The sequence below is a fragment of the Alistipes indistinctus YIT 12060 genome (assembly GCF_025144995.1).
GTDB lineage: Bacteria > Bacteroidota > Bacteroidia > Bacteroidales > Rikenellaceae > Alistipes_A > Alistipes_A indistinctus.
In genome coordinates, this window is record NZ_CP102250.1 from 2,486,366 (window position 1) to 2,505,730 (window position 19,365).

A 19,365-nucleotide genomic window follows, 5' to 3' on the forward strand; every position below is an offset into this window, starting at 1 on the left:
TGGTTTCGTTCGGTACCGGTATCAAAAATATAAGACAGAAGCTTTCCCGACAGTTGCCGGGGAAGCTTTTTTTGTTCGAATGTATAACATTTAGGCTTTTTTTTTGTTAATTTTATTCTGCGGGGCAACAGCTCTCCTTCTCTCCTCCGCGTCTCTTACTGACCATAAATTACTAACCTGAATGAAGAGATGAGGAAAAAAACAAACAAAAGTCGTCTGATGCTGGCTTTGTGGCTGGGCATCGCGTGGCCGGCACTGGCCGGAGGCCCATTTGTCATTAACGGTAAGCTGGCGGGAGTCGAAGATGGCGCGGTAGTGAGGCTGTTCCGGCCGGACGGCAGCATGGGAGCTGCCGTGGCGGCGGATACGCTGCGCAACGGTCGTTTCATGCTGTGCGGCGAAGTGGAACAACTTGAAATGCTGTCGATCGCGGTGCAGGGCGAAGGTTTTCCGTCGATGGGACTGAATGTCTGGGTGGAGCCGGATGCGGTCGTGTCGGTCAGCGGGCGCGATAAATTGCTGGTGACCTGGAAGGTGGCAAGTAAGATACCTCAGCAGGCTGAAGCGAATCGCTATATCGATGCGAGTCGCAGCGAATACGTGCAGATGCAGCAGGCGGCGGTTGAATTTAGCGCGCTGGCCGGTGAGGCGGATCGAGCCCGGCGGAGCCGGTTGCTGAAGCGGATGGATTCCCTCCAGATGCTGATCAGGAAGGCGGAGATCGAAATTTTGCAACAGGCACCGGTTTCGGAGATATGGCTGGACAAACTCCGTAATCAGGCTGTTGCCGCACGGATTATGAAAGATTATCCGTATCGTGAGGAGGTGCTGGCCCTTTATGAAAAATTGCCGCAGCAACTGCGGGAAACTTCCCGGGGACGCTCGATACGGCTCAACCTGTTTCCGCCGCCCGTAGTGCAACCCGGTGACGAGATGGCTGACGCCGACCTGCTCGACACGCTGGGCCGGGTACACCGATTAGCGGATTATAAAGGCAAATACCTGCTGCTCGATTTCTGGAGCATCGGTTGCGGCCCTTGCAGGATGGCCATGCCGGAGATGAGACGAATGGGAGAGGTCTATCGGGATGTGCTGACGGTGATCAGCATTACCCAGGACAGGGAAACCAGTTGGAAAAAGTATTCCGCAGAGCAGGGGATCGAGGGGGTGAACCTGCGGGATCCGGAGAGCCTGACCGGACTGTCGGTTTATTACGGTGTCAAGGGGATTCCCCATTATGTCCTGATTTCGCCCGAAGGAAAAGTGATTACGTCGTGGACGGGTTACGCTCCGGGTTTGATTGAGAAAAAACTCGATGAAATACTGCCCGATTCGGTGGGCAGACCTTTTGTAATCGAGGGAAACCTGCAGGGTGTTGAAGACGGCTTGGGCATCGGCTTGGGCCGGGTTGAACCGGGAGGCATCCCTCAAATCGGACAGGATACGATCCGGGGAGGAAAATTTCGCTTCAGCGGTTTGCTGAATGGGCCGACGCACATGGTGCTGATGGGCGATCCCCGGCAGGGATTTTCATTTACACGGCTCGATTTCTGGGCCGGGCCGGGGCGGACGACCGTTGCCGGTGACGACAAGATGATCCGGTCGTGGCGTGCAGAGAGCGATCTGCCCGAACAGACCGAACAGAACCGTTATGCGGATGCCTGCCGGGATGCCGTCCACCGCCAGCAACAGTGCATGATCGAAATTAGGCAGGCCGGACGGGTCCAAACCCCGCAGACCGATTCGCTTTGGGCCGAATACCAGGCATTGCAGCGATTGGTGGACAGTGTTGAAATCGCGATCCTGCAAACGCTGCCCGAAGGCGTTACTCCTTCCGCAGTCTGGATGGATAAACTCTCGACGCAGGCAAGTAACGCCCGTTATGCAAAGGATTATCCATACCGGGATGTCGTCGTGGAGTTGTATGAGGCGTTGAGCGACAGCCAGAAAGGCTCTCCGGAAGGGATCGAGATCGGACACAGGCTCTATCCGCGAAGTCTGAAACCCGGCGATATGGCGCCGGACGGCGTGTTGGCCGATCCGTCGGGTAAATCATGCCGGCTGGCCGATTTCCGTACACCGGACAAATATATGCTACTCGATTTCTGGAGAGTGGCTTGCGCTCCTTGCCACAAATCGGTGCCGGAAATGAAAGAAGTGGTCGAGGAGTACCGCGACCGGCTGACGGTGGTGGCGGTCAACCTCGACGGAATACGAGACCAATGGCTGAAAGCAGCGGCAAAGGACGGTATAACATGGACGAACCTGAACGACCCGCAAGGTTTCGAAGGGTTGCCCTTTTATTACGATGTGTTCGCGGTCCCGACTTATGTGCTGATTTCCCCCGCCGGCAAAGTGTCCGCAATTTGGAGCGGGTATGGACCGGGACTTCTCAAAAAGAACGTCGCAGAAGCGTTCGCGAAGGCCGATGCGGCGTCCGGGCTTATGTCCGCGGAGGCGGATGTTGCCGGGAACTACGACGACATAAGCCCGGTAAAACAGGCCGGAACTTATGTGATCGAGGGGCATGTCACAGGCATTGCCGCCGGAGCCGTATTTTTTCTGATGGACCTGGATTTCGAAGGGGGCTCGTCGATCGCGCGGGATACTCTGCGTGACGGAACATTCAGGTTTACCGGATCCGTCGAGGCACCTGTTAAAATAGGATTGTCATCCCAAGCTATATCTACGATGTTGGAGTGTTGGATCGGCCCGGGTGCGACCACTGCCATTACCGGAGAAGGGCCGTTTCCTGCAGCGTGGAAGATCGAAAGCGACCTGCCTGAGCAAACCGAGTCGAACCGTTACGATGAGGTCTCCCGGGAGATGTCGTTGTTGCGGCAGCAATACCACGCCGAATTCATGTCTATTTACAATAAACTTGACCTGAGTAAGGATTCGGTACCGCCGCGCCTCTTTTCCCTGCAGACAAGCCGGGATTCCGCGGCCCGGATCGCTGCCAGCCGCGAGTTGGAGTTACTGGCCGTATCGCCGGTTTCGACCGTGTGGATGGACCGATTTGTGAGTCAAGTACAACGGGTCTCTTCTTCTACGAAATCTCAGGGGCGCGATACCGTTCTGACCCTTTATGACCGGCTCGGCGACGGTTGGAAGCAGAGCGAACCGGGCCGGTATATTGCGCTGAAACTCTTTCCGCCGAAAGCGGTCGGAATCGGCGATGAATTTGCCGACGGCGAGTTGTTCGATACTACCGGGGTTGTGCGGTACCTGGCCGATTTCCGCTCCGAGGGCAAATACATGGTACTCGATTTCTGGCATTCGGCCTGCCGGGCCTGTCTGGAGGCGATCCCCGAGATGAATGAGGTGGGAGAACAGTACAAAGACAAGTTGGTTATTGTCGGCATTACGCTCGACCGCAGTCCGGAGGTATGGAAGCGCACGCTTGCCGGGCACCGGGTCTCCTGGCCCGGATTGCGTACGGCCGAAGGCAAAGTGGGATTGGCCGCAAAATACAAGGTGAACGGGACCCCGCGTTATGTGATGATTTCGCCGGAGGGACGGGTCGTAGCCTTGTGGGGCGGATATGGGCCCGGAACTTTCCGGAAAGAGGTGGAAAAAGTATTGCAGCCGGCCGATATGCGGTGAGGCGTGTGTCCCGGAATGGAATCGTGTTATCTGACCCTGACCTGAATATAAACTAACCTAAATATTAATATACACTAACAGAAACCTTTACTGTTATGAAAAAAACACTTGTCGTTTCTATATTCGGCATCGCGGCATGCCTGCTGATGGCGTTTGTTCTTTTTGCGAAGAAAAATATAACGCCGGCACCGGTGCAGCGACCGGCTTCCGCCTGGAAACTGGAAAAATCGAAGGCATGGGTCACCGGACGCATCGCGCTCGACAGCGGCTATGCCAAATCCGTTACACTTACCGCACCTACTTTATCGCTGTCCGGCATGTTCCATACGGAGTTGGCCTATCTGAATGAGGACGACGGAACATTTATGCTGGAAACGGATATTTATGGTCCGCAAAGGGAACACCTGATTTATAGCGGCAACGGCATTCCTGTTTATCTCGAACCTGGCGATACGCTTCATGTCGAATTCGCTTCCAGCGACTTTATGAAAAACAGTGACGGCAAATTCTCTTCGGTGCGGTTCAGCGGACCGAATGCGGCGGTAAATGCCGACCTGTTGGCCTTTGCTGTATATAGGGGGAATGCAAGTTATGATCCGTTTCGCGAGGGAAAGACAGCGGAGGATTTCAGGGCCGGGACTGATGCGTTGTACAGAACCTATCGGGATCAATTGCAGGCATTCACAGTTAAGCGGCAGTGCGATCCGAAATTCTTCGACCTGGCGGATCGGGAGATTACTACTGCGAAGCAGCTGTATACCTGGTATGCGATAGAGGTCAGTGGTGGTGGCCCGCTTCCTGCCAAAGAGGCCCCCGCTCTCTTCGCAGGCAGCGAATCGTCGTTGGATGACCGGAATTTTACTTTCCTGATGCCGTACCTGTATTACCTGGATCAATTGGGGCAGGTCGATATCTGGGGGGCGGATACGGTCGGCAAACCGGAGACGGAGAAGATACAGGTTCTCCGCAACAACTTCGATACGCTCCTGGCCCGTTATCCGGCCGGATTGTCGCGCGATGCGTTGTTGCTGGTTGCGCTGCAACGGCATTACAAACACAAAGAGATCCGCGATGCTCTGTCGGACGTCTATTCCGCTACGGACCGTTATCTCCAAAGCCCGGTCATGCGCGAAGCGTGGGAGGAAATTGTCGCTCCTTACCTGGCTGCCGCCGCGCCGAAACGGAATGTGTACAAACTCGAACTGCGTCCGACCGAACAGTTTATCGCCGATCTGTTCGCACCGTACCGCAACAGCGGTAAGGTGCTGTATGTAGATATCTGGGGAGTGTGGTGCGGGCCATGTCGTCAAGAGATGCCCTATTCGGTCGAACTGCATGAAAAATTGCAGGGGCGTCCTGTCGAGTTCGTCTATCTCTGTACCTCCAGCGATAAAGGGGATTTCGACCGGGAGATCGTCAAATTGGGAATTGCCGATACCGGGAAGAATATTTGGTTGAACGAAGATGAAAGTAGGATATTGCGACACTATTTTGGAGTCAGCGGAACTCCGCACTATTGGATCATCGGCGAGAACGGCGACTTCGTGTCGGAATCCGCAACCGATCCTTCCGATCCGAAAACCTACGAAACGCTGCGGAAGCTGACGGAAAAATAGCGTCGCTTTGCGCGTGACGGTTTCGCGCGTTGGCTCGATGAGAGGAATACGAGAAACGCATCCGGTTAGGATGCGTTTCTCTTCGTGTCCGGGGGTGATTACCCGGGTATGCTTTGAAGAATCGTTGTGTCCGGTCTGGCCCGACTATTCGGTTTTTGAAAAATCGCCGATGCGTGAGACCGGTGCGATGTCCATCGGTGCGAATTCGCCGCGCTGGTACTTGAAGTAGCCCGTGATGGCGATCATCGCCGCGTTGTCCGTCGTGAATTTGAACTCGGGAAGGTAGGTATTCCAACCGCGCTTGCGTCCCTCGGCGGCTACGGCGTTCCGCAGGCCTGAATTGGCCGATACGCCGCCGGCGATCGCGATCTCGTCGATGTCGTACTGTTTCGCCGCCTTGACCAGTTTGTTCAGCAACGTGTCGATGATCGTGCTCTGGAGAGAGGCGCAGAGGTCGGCCTTGTTCTGTTCGATGAAATCCGGATTGTCACGCATCTCGTCGCGCAGGAAGTAGAGGAACGAGGTTTTGAGCCCGCTGAAGCTGTAATCGAGGCCGTCGACCGACGGTTTGGCGAATTTGAAGCGTTGCGGGGCGCCCTCTTTGGCCAGCCGGTCGATCACCGGGCCGCCGGGATAGGGCAGGCCCATCACCTTCGCGCATTTGTCGAACGCTTCGCCTGCGGCGTCGTCGATCGTCGTGCCGATGATCTCCATCTCGGCGTAGTCCTTAACCAGTACGATCTGCGAATGGCCTCCCGACACGAGCAGGCAGAGGAAAGGGAAGCGCGGGTGCGGGAGTTCCCGGTCCGGCAGGTCGATGAAATGCGAGAAGATATGTCCCTGCAGGTGGTTGATCTCCATCATCGGTACGTCGAGCGACAGGGCCAGTCCCTTGGCGAACGAGACGCCGACCAGCAGCGATCCGAGCAGGCCGGGCCCGCGCGTGAAGGCGATGCCGTCGATCTCCGAGGCCGAAATCCCCGCCTCCTTAATGGCCGTATCGATCACCGGGATGATGTTCTGCTGGTGCGCACGCGAGGCCAGTTCGGGGATTACGCCGCCGTATTTGCGGTGCACCTCCTGCGAGGCGATCACGTTCGACAGGAGCGTGGTGTTGCGGATGACGGCCGCCGACGTGTCGTCGCACGACGATTCGATGCCCAGGATTGTAATATCCATGCGGGGAATTTATTTATTGGCTATTTTTTAGTAAACTTGTGCATCCGTTCGCGCGCTGCGGGCGGCATCGGGAGTGCATGGGCAAAGTTATAAAAATATTGTTATCCTTCCTATCGGCGACCCTCCTCGCGCTGATCATTTTGCCCATCGCCTGCTCGCTGTTGCTGAACCTTCCTTCGGTGCAGGATTATGCGGGCCGCAAGCTGACCGGATGGCTCAGCGGGAAATTGCAGACCGAAGTGCATGTCGACAAACTGCGGCTGCGGCTTTTCAACCGTGTGACGCTCGACGGGCTGTATATCGAAGATTACCATCAGGATACGATGCTTTATGCCCGGCGTATCGTGGTGCCGTTGCAGAGCCTCAACCCCTTTACGGGCCGTGTCGCGCTGGGGCGTGTCGAGCTCGAGCAGCCGAAGTTCTACCTGATGCAGGACAGTACGGGGCGCACGAACCTCAAACAAATCCTGCTGAAGCTCAAGCGCGAGCGCAAAAAGGAGAAAAAAACGTTCCGGCTGACGGCTGCGGGTGTTGCGATCAGCGACATGGCTTTCAAGCACCTGAAGCTCGAGCGGCGTGACCGCGATTACGGGGTGAATTTTACCGACCTCGATGTACGCCGGTTCAACCTGCGCGTACACGACGTTTCGGTTGTGAACGACAGCGTGAACCTGGCGATCGACCACATTTCGCTCGAAGAGCGCAGCGGGTTGGTGATTGATGCCCTGTCGACACGCAATTTCAAAATTTCCGGTTCCGGGATGCGTTTCGAACGGTTGGCCCTGCGAACTCCCGACTCGCGCGTGGGCATGAACCACCTCTATTTCCGGACCGGTACGTGGAAAGGCTACAACGATTTCCTGGAGAAGGTGGATATTTCGTCGGAGATCGTCGATTCGCGCGTTAGTTTCCGCACGATCGCTTTTTTCGCCCCGACGCTGCGCAACTGGCAGACCGTTTTCGAACATGTGAACGGTACCGTCGAGGGGCCCGTGGCCGCGATGTCGGGCAACCTGACGCGCGTGGATTGCCGCGATACGCGCGTGAGCGTGCGCTTCGGCATGTACGGCGTTCCGGACATTCCCCGCACGCGCTTTACATTCGACGTGGCTTCGCTCGAAACCAACGAGGCGGACGTGGCCTTTATCCTCGGCGATATTGCCGGGCGGACGCTCCAGCCTGCCGATGCGGAGCGGTTGCGCCGGATGGGCCGCATCTCGTTTACGGGACGTTTCGACGGCCTGTTCCGCGATTTTGCGGCATCGGGGCGGCTCGGCATGGATCAGGGAAATGTCAACCTGAAATTGAATTTCAAGTCGCTGCAGGCCCGTACTGCCGGATTCAGCGGCGAGGTGCGTACCGACGGGTTCGACCTGGGTAGCCTGCTGCAAGTGCCCAAGTTGGGCCGGTTCACGCTTGCGGCCGGCGTCACCGGTTCGTACGGGGGCGGCATGCTCAAACTCAAGACGAAAGCCGACCTGCCGCGCATCTATTACAACGGTTACGATTACCACGATATCGAACTCAACGGCGAATTCGACAACCGCAGTTTCCTCGGCGCGATTCAATCCAAGGACGAAAACCTGTCGTTCGATTTCGACGGGCAGCTGGCTTTCAACGATACGGTGCCCGCCTATAATTTCGCGTTGCAGCTCTATCGGGCCGACCTGCACAGGCTGAACTTCAACAAGCGCGATTCTGTGTCGGTCGTGCGCGGCAACCTGGTGGCGGTGGGCTCTGGCTCGACACTCGACAACATGAACGGGGAGGCGACCGTCAGCCACATGGTCTATGTCAACCATCTCGATACGGTCCGTACGGGCAACATCCGTTTCGTCGCGCAGAACAATGCCGAACGCAAACAGTTGGGGATGTACTCTTCGTTTGCCGACGTCGAATTCCGCGGTCGGCTCGGCTACAAAAACCTCTTTTCGTATTTTACCAATACGCTGGTCACCTACCTGCCCTCGCTCGACGAAACTTCGCGCCGCAGGCGTGCCGAGCGTCCCGAAAAACCGCAGGCCGCCACGGTGGATAACTACTACCTGGTCAAAGTCGACGTCAAAGAGGCGAACAACGTGGCCGGTATTTTCCTGCCCGGGCTCGAACTGGCCGAAGGGACGAAGCTTTCGTTCCTGTTCAATCCGCAGAGCGATATTTTCTCGCTCACCTGTACGTCCGACTACATCGAGCGCGGCAATTTCTTCGTCTCGGACCTCAATGTCAGCAGCCGGAACCAGGGCGACTCCATTTCGCTGTACCTGCGCTCGGACGATATTTTCGTCGGCGGGGTCTATATGCCGGATTTCTCGGTGCAGGGCGGTGTGAAGGAGAACCAAATCCGCTTGGCGACCCGTTTCAACAACAAAGAGAACGGTGCCTATGCACTGATCAGTACCGTATCGACTCTCCAAAGCGATCCGCTCAGCGGCATTCCGCAGCTCAGGATACATTTCTATCCTTCTACGTTCGGTACGGATAAACAGATATGGGCGCTCGGCGCAAAGGAGATACTTTACGATTCGACCCGTATGGTGGTCGACAGTTTCATGATGGTCAGCGGCAAGCAGCGGTTGGTGATCGACGGCGTCGCGTCGCACAGCATGGCCGACACGTTGCACCTGAGGATGGATAACTTCGACCTGACGCCGCTTTCGCAGATTACCGACCGGCAGGGCTACCGCATCAGCGGGTTTACCAGCGGTTCGGCCGATATGGCTGCAGCGCTGGGCCGCGGCGTGCTCTATGCGAATATCGCCTTCGACGATATCCGGGTGAACGACATTCCGATGCGCAATACGGTTTTCCGCAGCAAATGGGATTTCAATGCGCAGCGCGCGCTGTTCGAACTGGCGGACCGGCAGCAGCAGACGCCCATCGTCCAGGGCTACTACCAGCCTTCGGAGCGTTATTACCGTGCCGACGTACAGCTCGACAGCATCGACCTGGCGCTGTTGGACCCGGTGCTCAAGGGGGCGATCCGCGACAGCCGGGGAACGGCCAATGCGGCGCTCAGGCTTTCGAATCCCGAGGGGCGCATGCGGCTCGACGGGAGGATCGTCGTCCCGTCGTTCCATACGACGGTGGGCTATACGAATGTACCCTATACGCTCGACTCGTCGGTGATCGACGTCCGGTCGAACGTGATGACGATGCAGCCCACCACGGTGCGCGACCCGCAGGGACATTCGGCCGGATTCGGGATGAGTTTCGATTTTTCGAACCTGCGCAACCTCGCCTACGACGTGCGCGTCAGGCCCGAAGGAGTGCTCGTGCTCAATACGACGCTGGCCGAGAATGACCTCTTCTACGGCAAGGTCTATGCGTCGGGTTCGGCCACCATCAGCGGGAATAAAAACGGCGTGAACATGAACATCGTCGCCTCGACGGCCGGCAATTCGCAGTTTTTCCTGCCGCTGAGCGGTGCGTCGAATATCTCGGCAGCCGATTTCATCGTCTTCGAAGACCCCGCTTCGAAGCGGCGCACGGACAGCCTGCACCGCATGAGCCGGCGTAAGCAGATCCTGCTGAACCGCAAGGCCCGGCTCCGGAATACGGTCCCCTCGCGCATGAATATCAACATGCAGCTCACGTTGCGGCCCGACCTGGAGATGCAACTGGTGATCGACCCCGCTACGGGCGATGTCCTCAAGGGGCGCGGCAACGGAAGCCTGAACCTTTCGATCAATCCGTCAAACGACCTGTTCACGATTTACGGCGATTACGATATTACCGAAGGAAGCTACAAATTCACGCTGCGCAATATCGTCGCGCGCACTTTCTCTCTTGAACCGGGGAGCAGTATCCGCTGGACGGGGGATCCGCTCGACGCGACGCTCGACATTACCGCCGCATACAAACTCAAAGCGTCGCTTTCGGGGCTGATGGCACCCGGCGACGGAGCCGGGCGCAGTGCGAGCACGTCGGTGGACTGCCTGATCAAACTGACCGACAAGCTGACCGATCCGACGATCAATTTCGATATTCAGCTGCCCAATGCCACGCCCGAGACGCAGGCGCTCGTGTCCCAGTCGATCAACACGCAGGAGGCGATGGCCACGCAGTTCCTTTGGCTGTTGGCTACGAAGAGCTTTTACAGCGAATACCAGAGTTTCGGCACGAGCCTCGCCACGGCCACCGGGGTCGATTTCCTCACCAACCAGGTCAGCAGCCTGATGTCCACCGAACGTTTCAGCCTCGTGCCGAAATATACGCCCAAAGGGGAGCTTTCGTCCGACGAGGTGGGCGGTTCGGTCTACGGCGAGTTGATCAAGGACAAACTGATCCTTGAGGCCGACGTGAACTACGATACGCAGAACAACAAGGCCAGTACGCGGCAGAACAGCGTTTCGGGCGACGCGACGCTGAGCCTGATCCTCGACCGTTCGGGCAACCTGCGCGTGCAGGCCTTTACGCGGACGATCGAGGATTTCAACCCGAACCAGGGTACGCAGGAGAGCGGTATCGGGATTTTCTACCGTGAGAACTTCAACAGTTTCAAGGATCTGGTGCAGCTATTCAAGGACCGTTTCGCGAACATCGCGCGCCGCCGGGCCGAGCGCAAGGCCGCGAAACGGCAGCGCAAGGCAGCAGAGCATGCTGTGCCGGCCGTTGTGAAAACATCCGAAGGGGAGCCGGCCGGCCGGGAGGAGACGCCCGTCCGGGCCGAAGGCGAATAAAGCCATCGGGCGGGTGTCCGTACACCGGGTCGGGTCGGCCGTACCGGCAGTATAGCTGTTTATCTGCCTGTTGTCCGGGCAGGGGTGTGCCGTGATGCGGCGGGGCAGTATAAATTGCTAACAAATCGTAAACAAAAAGCGACGTTATTTGCGAAAAAACGTATTTTTGTGCGCTGAGGCCATTCGTTCCCGTAAAGCTCGGGCGTGACGGGGGCCGCAGATGCGGAAAGAACCTTGCGGAAGGCCGCAGCGGAGGTCCTGTCCCGGCACGGATGCGGAACGGTTACCGGTAAAATTATAGTTGGCCGAGAAGTTACTGCCGCCGGGAACCCGGTTCCCTGAACCGGTGCGGGACGGTTGGCGATGAGACAATAAAAACCTGAAAACGATATGAGTATGTTATTGCAAGCGACTGAGGCGGTAGCCGAAACGACTGAAAAAGCCCAAACGATGGGGCTCGGTGAACTTTTCCTGGCCGGCGGTTGGCTGATGTGGCCGCTGCTGGCGCTGGGCGGACTGACGATCTTCATCTTCTGCGAGCGCTTCTGGGCGATCAAGCAGGCTTCGGTGATGGACGTCAACTTCATGAACCGTATCCGCGACCTGATTTACGAGGGTAAGATCGCTGCCGCCGTGCAACTGTGCCGTTCGAGCAGTACGCCCATTTCGCATATGATCGAAAAGGGTATCGAGCGGATCGGCCGTCCGCTGAGCGATGTGAATACGTCGATCGAAAACGTGGCGAACCTCGAGGTGTCGAAACTCGAGCGCGGGCTGCCGTTCCTGGCGATGATCGCCGGCGGTGCGCCGATGATCGGTTTCCTCGGTACCGTGCTTGGTATGGTACAGGCCTTTATGAACATGGCTGCGGCCAGCGGGACGGTCGATATGAGTATCCTGGCCAGCGGAATGTACGTGGCGATGGTTACGACTGTCGGCGGTCTGATGGTCGGTATCCCGGCCTATTTCGGTTACAGTTACCTGGTGGCGCGCATCGAGCGGCTCGTATTCCAGATGGAGGCCAATTCGATCGCCTTTATGGATATCCTCAACCAGCCGGTTGAGCAGTAAACCTTACGATCATGGCAATTAAAAGAGGTACGAAAGTCGATCCGTCGACCAGCGCTTCATCCATGACGGACCTGATGTTCCAGCTGCTGTTGTTCATGCTGATCTCGACGACGCTGATCAATCCCAATGCGCTGAAGCTGATGCTGCCCAAAAGCTCGAACCAGCTCAAGGAGAAGCCCTATACGACGGTGTCGATCACCAAGGACCTGAACTATTACGTCGAGATGGAACCCGTTTCGCTCGATGGCCTCGAAAGAGCGTTGCAGGCCAAGATGCAGGGGGCCGAGGATCCTACCGTATCGCTGCATTGCGACAAAAGCGTGCCGGTGGATGAAGTGGTCAAGGTGATGAATATCGCCAAGAATAACAAATACAAGCTGATTCTCGCGACCAGTCCCAATTGACGTGCGATCCCGTCCCTTGTGGCCGGGTGACGGCCGTTTTGCCGGTTCTCCGGTCGTTCGGTTCCGATGACAGGAGCTTTGTGGCAGGACCGGAACAATACGCCGGGCAGGTACCGGAGGCTCCGGCCGGGATGAAGCGGAAGCTTACCGGAAGTTCCAGCGGGGCTGAGAGCATTCCGCGTTTTTGGCTGATGAGCAGAATATGATGAACATTTAAACCCCGTAACGGTGATCTACTTTTATCAACAGGAGGAGAATCGGACGACCGGACGCGTGATCGGCGGCGTGGCCACGCTGCTCTATTTCATTGTGCTGGTGTTGTTGTTTCTGTTGGTGAAGTTCCACCAGCAGGAGGTGACTGCGGCCGAAGGCGGCCTGATGATCAACTTCGGCAATGTCGATGAGGCCGCACCGGGCGCCGATATGGCGCTCAACGACGAGATTGCCGATGCGCGCCAGCAGGAGCAGCAGACCCCGAAAGTCGAAAGCGAGGAGGAGCAGATGACGCAGGACTTCGAGGAGGCTCCCGCGATTAAAAAAGAGGCGAAAAAGAAGGTAGAGAAACCCAAAGAAGAGAAGAAAGTCACTCCGCAACCCAAGCCCAATCCGCAGCCGCCGGCCGAAAAACCGCGCGAAGTGAACCGCAAAGCGCTGTTCCCGGGCCGTACGGCGGGCAGTACCGCTGCGAGCGACGGTACCGGGAAAGGGGCAGGCAATCAGGGTAACCTAGCGGGTGCGGCGAACGGCAGTTTCGACGGATCGGGTACCGGAACCGGCGGTACGGGACCCGGCAGCGGCGCCCCGGGTACGGGGGGGCAGGCGAGTTTGTCAGGCCGCACGCTGGCATCGGCATTGCCGCGTCCCGATTACGGGGCACGCGACGAAGGACGCGTGGTGGTCGAAATTCTCGTCGACCGTAACGGTCGCGTGACTTCGGCGGCATACCGTTCGTCCGGTTCGACGACCAACAACAGTACGCTGGTCGCTGCCGCGCTACGGGCTGCGCGCAACGCCCGTTTCAATGTCGACGACAATGCCCCGCTTTCACAGCGCGGCACGATCACCTACAATTTCCGGATGCAATAGACCTGCTTTTTAATGCGAGGTCTCCTTCCTGGGGCAGAACATTCCCGGTTTTCGATTGATCCCTACATTATGAAACGTCTTTCGCTGATTCTTTTGTTGCTGTTCGCCGCATGGGGCGGTTTGCGGGCGCAGCCTGCACTGACCCTGTTGCAAAAAGGGTATGACCTCGGCTCTATTCCCGAGGATGGCGGTACGGTGAGCCGGGTTTATACGTTCCGTAACAGCGGAAATGCCCCGCTCGTGGTCGTCCGGGCCGAAACGTCGTGTACCTGCACGAAAGCCGACATTTCGAAAAAACCGGTCATGCCCGGCCAGGAGGGGACGGTTACCGTCACCTACAATCCCCGCCGTCAGCACGGTGCGTTCAACAAGGCGATCAGTATCTATACGAATGTGCCCGGTGCGCGCTATGTCGTGACGCTGCGCGGTGAAGTGACCGTGCGTTGAGCTTTCCGGGTATGCGAGGTTATGCCGTACCGTTTTCTGTTGTGTCGTGGTTTCTCCCGCTTAGGTTGTGTTTGGCGGTCTGTGCCGGACGGTGCCAGTTTCTGTGTGGCTAACCGCAGGAGTGTTCGCCAGTTCACGCGGCACCCTGCCGCGTGAGGGGAATGGATCGAAAAGCGCGGAAGCTACGGTATGGTATGAAGTCCGGTAATTTTTTGCCGGCGGGGTGTGTTGTCTACGCGTGTCGTATTTTGTGTTTTGGCGGAGCATTCCGGAACTGGACGGAATCCTGAAAAATAGTTATCTTTGAGAGGCTGCCCGCAACGGAGCGGACAGCGGATATCCGATCGTTATGAATATATTGATTGCCGGTTGCACGGTGTTGCCGATGACCGCTTCGGAGGCCGATGCACACAAATATTTCACCGGGAACATCGGTATTGCCGATGGCCGGATCGCTTTTGCCGGTGCCGATCCGCAGCAGGCGGCGGCATTCCGTGCCCGTTGCGGGACATCGCTGCGCGAGATCGACGGCCGCGGCAAGGTGGCGATGCCGGGCCTCGTCAACCTGCACAACCATGTTTCAATGAGCCTGATGCGAAGCTATGCCGACGATATGCCGCTGATGCCGTGGCTCACCGAAAAGATATGGCCGTTCGAGGCGAAGCTCGACGGGGAGGATATCTACCTCGGGGCGCGGCTCGGAATCGCCGAGATGCTGCTGGGCGGCACGACCACGTTCGTCGATATGTACTGGCATTCCGACCGGGTGGCGGATGCCGTGACCGAAACCGGGATCCGGGGTGTGGTCTGTCCGACTTTCGTCGGGGCCAGTTATGATGCGTTCGAACCCGAAGCGCTGCGCATGGCCGAAAAGTACGCTTCAGGGGGACACGACCGGGTGCAGATCATGCTCGCCCCGCATGCCCCTTATACCTGTCCGCCGGAAACGCTGAAAAAGACGCTGAAGATTGCCGAACAATACGGCCTCGGCATCCAGATCCACATCAGCGAAACGCTTGACGAACAGCAGACGATCCGCGAGCAGTACGGCAAGACGCCGGTCGAGCACCTGCGTGACGTGGGCCTGTTCGAACGGCCCGTACTGGCCGCGCACTGTGTCTATGTCAACGATTCGGACATTGAGATTATGGCCCGCTACGGGGTTTCGGTCGCTCATAATCCTCAAAGCAATATGAAACTTGCGAGCGGTATTGCGCCGGTCGTGCAGATGCTTGCCGCCGGGGTGAACGTGGGAATCGGTACCGACGGTCCTTCGTCGAACAACGACCTCGATATGTGGGAGGAGATGCGAACCGCATCGTTGTTGCAAAAGGTGGCGACCGCCGATCCTTGTTCGCTGTCGGCTTACCGGACGTTGCAGATGGCTACCGTTCACGGTGCGAAGGCGATCGGCCGGGAGGGCGAACTGGGCGTAATCGTTCCGGGTGCGCTTGCCGACCTGCTGCTCGTGGATATGGAGCGACCGCACCTTTCGCCGCGCAACGACCTGATCGCGAACCTGGCCTATTGTGGTAAGGCGTCCGATGTCGATACGGTGTTTGTCGGCGGCGAAATCGTGGTCGAAGGCGGCAGGTTGCTGACCTCAGATGTGCGTGCCCTGTGCCGCGAGGCCGGGGAGCGCGTGGCCGAGATTAAACAACGAGGATAAAAATATATAAGTAAGTTATAGTCGTATTTGTCGAAGGTACATAAACGCTTTGGACCTTTGAAGAATATGCGTGTTTATTTTATTATTCGTGAGACGGAAAATTTGAAAGGCGTGTCCGTGTGAAGTGTTTGAGGTTCCCGGACCTGTTTCCTGATTTGCTGATTTGGGTGTTAGTTTTTGTCAAGTGGTTAAAAAACAATATATTTATAAAATATTTCATGCCTGATGCAGCCAAGGGGATTATTGCAGTATCGCTTGACTGATCATCGCATGATAAGGTGTTTTATTCGATATATAGTGTGAATTTAATCACAGATAAATACTACTAACCTTAACTTTTATCACGATGAAAAAAATTCTGTTTTTTATACTGGTATTTACAAGTAATTTGTGTTTTGCCCAGATTGAAGTCCAGAAAGAGGAATTACTCGAACATCAGGGGATAGTGACTGTTAGCGGGAAAAGTGCGAATGCAATTTACGATCAGCTTAAAATATGGGCTGTGACTCAATTCCCTAATGACAGTGCTGTACAGCTAGACGATAAAGAGAACGGCAAATTGATACTTAAGGGAGAGCAAAGTTTTTCATTCAAAGCGGGGATCGGGCATGTCCCCGGACGTGTCCACTTCACACTTACGATGGAGGTGAAAGACGACCGTTATCGGTATACTTATGTGATTACCGATATAACGAGCGATATGGATAATGGGGCTTCGATGCTTCCGTCCCTGAAGCGCCATCCCAATAATGGCAGGGTTAAAACTGTTATGAATACGATAAAAGATTCTTTGAATGATTTGGTACAGAAATCTTATCGTTCATTTGATACTTCCTCGGACGCAAATTGGTAAGAGTGGGGCTGAATGGTCTGAGAAAGCCGGTACAATGACCGGCTTTCATTTTTATTAGAAGCGGAGTATACGATTATTTTTTCAGGCTGTCGAAATAGTCGTTCAGCAGGTCGCGCGCGGCGATGAACGAACTCTTTTTATCCGAAAGGACCAACTCTTCATTTTCCTTGAGATGCGCTTCGACCTGCGGGTTGCGGTAAAAGTTTTCACGCAGTGCCTCGTTGATCGTTTCGTACATCCAGTATTTGGCCTGCCGGTGGCGGTTGCGCTGGTAGTAGCCGTTCTGCTTCGTGAACTTCAGGAAGTCCTCGATGCCGTTCCAGATATCGGAGAGCCCGTTGCCTTCGGTGGCCGAGCAGGTATACACCCGCGGACGCCATCCCGAATCGGGCATCGGAAAGAGGTTCAGCGCATTGAGGAAGTGGCGCTTGGCCAGCTCTGCGCGCTGCTGGTTGCCACTGTCGCACTTGTTGATCGCGATCATGTCGGCCATCTCCATAATGCCGCGTTTGATTCCCTGCAATTCGTCCCCGGCTCCTGCGATTTGGATCAGCAGGAAGAGGTCGACCATCGAATGGACGGCCGTTTCGGACTGGCCGACACCGACCGTCTCGATGAAAATCACGTCGAACCCGGCCGCTTCGCACAGGATAATGCTTTCGCGCGTTTTGCGCGCCACGCCGCCGAGCGATCCTGCCGACGGGGAGGGGCGGATGAAGACCGACGGGTTGTGCACGAGCTGCTCCATGCGGGTCTTGTCGCCGAGGATCGAGCCGCCGCTGCGTTCCGAACTGGGGTCGATAGCCAGCACTGAGAGTTTGTGGCCCAGTGATGCGACTATTTCGCCGACCGCTTCGATAAAGGTCGATTTTCCGGCGCCCGGAACCCCCGTGATGCCGATGCGTACCGAGTTGCCGCTGTACGGCAGGCAGCGTTCGATGATCTCCTGCGCCTGCGCGTAGTGTTCGGGCAGCAGGCTCTCGACCAGTGTGATCGCCTGCGCGAGGATCGTGATGTTGCCCTCGCGGATGCCTTTGATGTAGTCGTCGGTGGAGAGCGTATGACGTTTGCGGCGCTGGAAATACGGATTTACGATCGGCGGTTGCACGACGCCTTCGTTGACTTTCAGCGCGCTGTCGTCATGCTCTTTGCAGTGGATATCTTCGTAGTGTTTCATATCGGAATGGCTTTGGACGGAACGGTATCGGGACAGCCGCCTTGATTTCGGGCGTTTTTGCCGCTTTGCTGCCGTTATTCGGAGCACTGGCAGCATAGTGCCTCCGCTGCGGGCGCTTTTGTCTGCAGACGGCGCTGTCCCGGGTTATGGAATGTTACCGAATCACCGGAGTATAGCATGTATTGGACCCGGATTTGCGGTACATTTCCCAAAGCACGAAAATACCAATTTTTATTCTGAAAACTTCGCAAACCGTCGAAAAATTGTGACCTTTGCCCCATGAACCGGAAGATTCTCGCACTGGCGATTCCCAATATTATTTCGAACATTACCGTGCCGTTGGTGGGCATGGTCGATATGGCCATCGTCGGCCACCTGGGGGTCGATTCGCTGATCGGCGCGATGGCCATCGGCGTGGCCATCTTCAACTTCATCTACTGGAATTTCGCCTTCCTGCGCATGGGAACCAGCGGGCTCGTGGCGCAGGCCTACGGTGCGCGCGATTTCCGCGAAGTGGGCTCGGTGTTCGTCCGTTCGGTAAGCGTTGCGCTTGCCGTTGCGCTGTTGCTGCTCATTGCCCGTTACGGGGTGGGGCACCTCGCTTTCCGGATGATGGACGGTACTCCGGAGACGATGCGCGAGGCGGCCGAGTATTTCTATGTGCGGCTGTGGGCCGCGCCCGCTACGCTGTCGCTCTTCGCGTTCCAGGGTTGGTTTATCGGCATGCAGAATTCGCGTTTCCCGATGTACATTTCGATCATCGTCAACCTGCTGAACGTCGCGTTCGGGTTCTGGTTCGTCTACGGCCTGCACTGGGGGATCGCGGGCGTCGCATGGGGTACGGTCGTGGCGCAGTACGGCGGCCTGGCTACCGCTTCGGCGCTGTGGCTGGTCTATTACCGCCGTTTCATCGGATATGTCGACCTTCGTACGAGTTTCAATATGCGGCCGATGCTGCGGTTTTTCCGCGTCAACCGCGATATTTTCCTGCGCACGGCCTGTATCGTCGTAGTCTATACTTTCTTTACGTCCGCATCGTCGGGTATGGGCGATGTGATGCTTGCGGTCAATGCGCTGCTGATGCAGCTCTTCACGCTCTTTTCGTACATGATGGACGGCTTCGCATTTGCGGCCGAATCGCTGATCGGGCGCTATGTCGGCGCCCGGAACCCGGCGATGGTCCGGCGCGCGTTGCACAGCCTGCTGCTGTGGAGCGGGGGTGCGGCGCTTTGCTATGTCGGGATATACGCTTTTTTCTGGCGCGATCTGTTGGGGCTTTTCACCTCGTCGGAGGCGATTCTGTCGGGAGCTTCGCATTACATACTTTGGGTGATTGCCGTGCCGCTGGTCGGTTTCGCCCCATTTTTGGTAGACGGTGCGCTGATCGGCGCGACCGCTACGCGGGTAATGCGCAATTCGGTTTTCCTTTCGATGGTGGCCTTCTTCGCCACCTATTATGCGTTGCGCGTTGCGGCGGGCAACAATGCGCTGTGGCTCGCCTTCATGGTTTTCCTCGTATTGCGGGGCGTGCTCCAGTACTTCATGACCGGGCGGCTCAGGCGGTTCTGACGGGTTTCC

The 19,365-nt window shown here is 56.8% G+C and carries 12 protein-coding genes; 10 read left to right on the forward strand and 2 right to left on the reverse strand.

The annotated features are described in order from the left end of the window. The first annotated feature begins 189 nt into the window (after positions 1-189). Complete coding sequence (locus NQ495_RS10235; RefSeq protein WP_050807938.1) at positions 190-3,606, forward strand: thioredoxin-like domain-containing protein; 3,417 nt, start codon at positions 190-192, stop codon at positions 3,604-3,606. A gap of 95 nt (positions 3,607-3,701) precedes the next feature. Continuing rightward, a complete protein-coding gene (locus NQ495_RS10240; protein WP_009133159.1) occupies positions 3,702-5,222 on the forward strand; it encodes a TlpA family protein disulfide reductase in 1,521 nt (506 codons plus the stop codon). Between the two features lie 144 nt (positions 5,223-5,366). On the opposite strand, the gene tsaD is transcribed toward NQ495_RS10240, so the two are convergent. After that, a complete protein-coding gene (gene tsaD / locus NQ495_RS10245) occupies positions 5,367-6,401 on the reverse strand; it encodes a tRNA (adenosine(37)-N6)-threonylcarbamoyltransferase complex transferase subunit TsaD (protein WP_009133160.1) in 1,035 nt (344 codons plus the stop codon). A 98-nt stretch (positions 6,402-6,499) separates the two neighbouring features. Between tsaD and NQ495_RS10250 the strand changes: the two genes are divergently transcribed. The 7 genes from NQ495_RS10250 (at position 6,500) to NQ495_RS10280 (ending at position 16,610) form a co-directional block, all read left to right on the forward strand. Continuing rightward, a complete protein-coding gene (locus NQ495_RS10250; protein ID WP_259801195.1) occupies positions 6,500-11,080 on the forward strand; it encodes a translocation/assembly module TamB domain-containing protein in 4,581 nt (1,526 codons plus the stop codon). Between the two features lie 390 nt (positions 11,081-11,470). After that, the gene (locus tag NQ495_RS10255) at positions 11,471-12,151 is read left to right on the forward strand and encodes a MotA/TolQ/ExbB proton channel family protein (RefSeq protein WP_009133162.1); all 681 of its coding nucleotides are present in this window, start codon (positions 11,471-11,473) and stop codon (positions 12,149-12,151) included. A gap of 11 nt (positions 12,152-12,162) precedes the next feature. Further along, positions 12,163-12,555 (forward strand): ExbD/TolR family protein, encoded by a 393-nt coding sequence (locus NQ495_RS10260; protein WP_009133163.1) that lies wholly within the window; start codon positions 12,163-12,165, stop codon positions 12,553-12,555. A 228-nt stretch (positions 12,556-12,783) separates the two neighbouring features. Beyond that, entirely contained in the window at positions 12,784-13,641 is an 858-nt protein-coding gene (locus NQ495_RS10265; RefSeq protein ID WP_009133164.1) for a TonB family protein, read from the forward strand. A 69-nt stretch (positions 13,642-13,710) separates the two neighbouring features. After that, positions 13,711-14,088 (forward strand): DUF1573 domain-containing protein, encoded by a 378-nt coding sequence (locus tag NQ495_RS10270; protein ID WP_009133165.1) that lies wholly within the window; start codon positions 13,711-13,713, stop codon positions 14,086-14,088. Between the two features lie 349 nt (positions 14,089-14,437). After that, on the forward strand, positions 14,438-15,757 hold the full coding sequence (locus NQ495_RS10275; protein WP_040294129.1) for an amidohydrolase: 1,320 nt from the start codon (positions 14,438-14,440) through the stop codon (positions 15,755-15,757). Between the two features lie 346 nt (positions 15,758-16,103). After that, positions 16,104-16,610 (forward strand): DUF4468 domain-containing protein, encoded by a 507-nt coding sequence (locus NQ495_RS10280; protein ID WP_009133167.1) that lies wholly within the window; start codon positions 16,104-16,106, stop codon positions 16,608-16,610. Positions 16,611-16,683: 73 nt separating this feature from the next. On the opposite strand, the gene meaB is transcribed toward NQ495_RS10280, so the two are convergent. Then, positions 16,684-17,787, reverse strand: coding sequence for a methylmalonyl Co-A mutase-associated GTPase MeaB (gene meaB, locus NQ495_RS10285; protein ID WP_009133168.1), 1,104 nt, complete (start codon positions 17,785-17,787; stop codon positions 16,684-16,686). A 279-nt stretch (positions 17,788-18,066) separates the two neighbouring features. Here meaB and NQ495_RS10290 point away from each other — a divergent pair, with 279 nt between their 5' ends. Continuing rightward, positions 18,067-19,356, forward strand: a complete 1,290-nt coding sequence (locus tag NQ495_RS10290; RefSeq protein ID WP_009133169.1) for an MATE family efflux transporter — start codon at positions 18,067-18,069, stop codon at positions 19,354-19,356. The last annotated feature ends 9 nt before the right edge of the window (positions 19,357-19,365 follow it).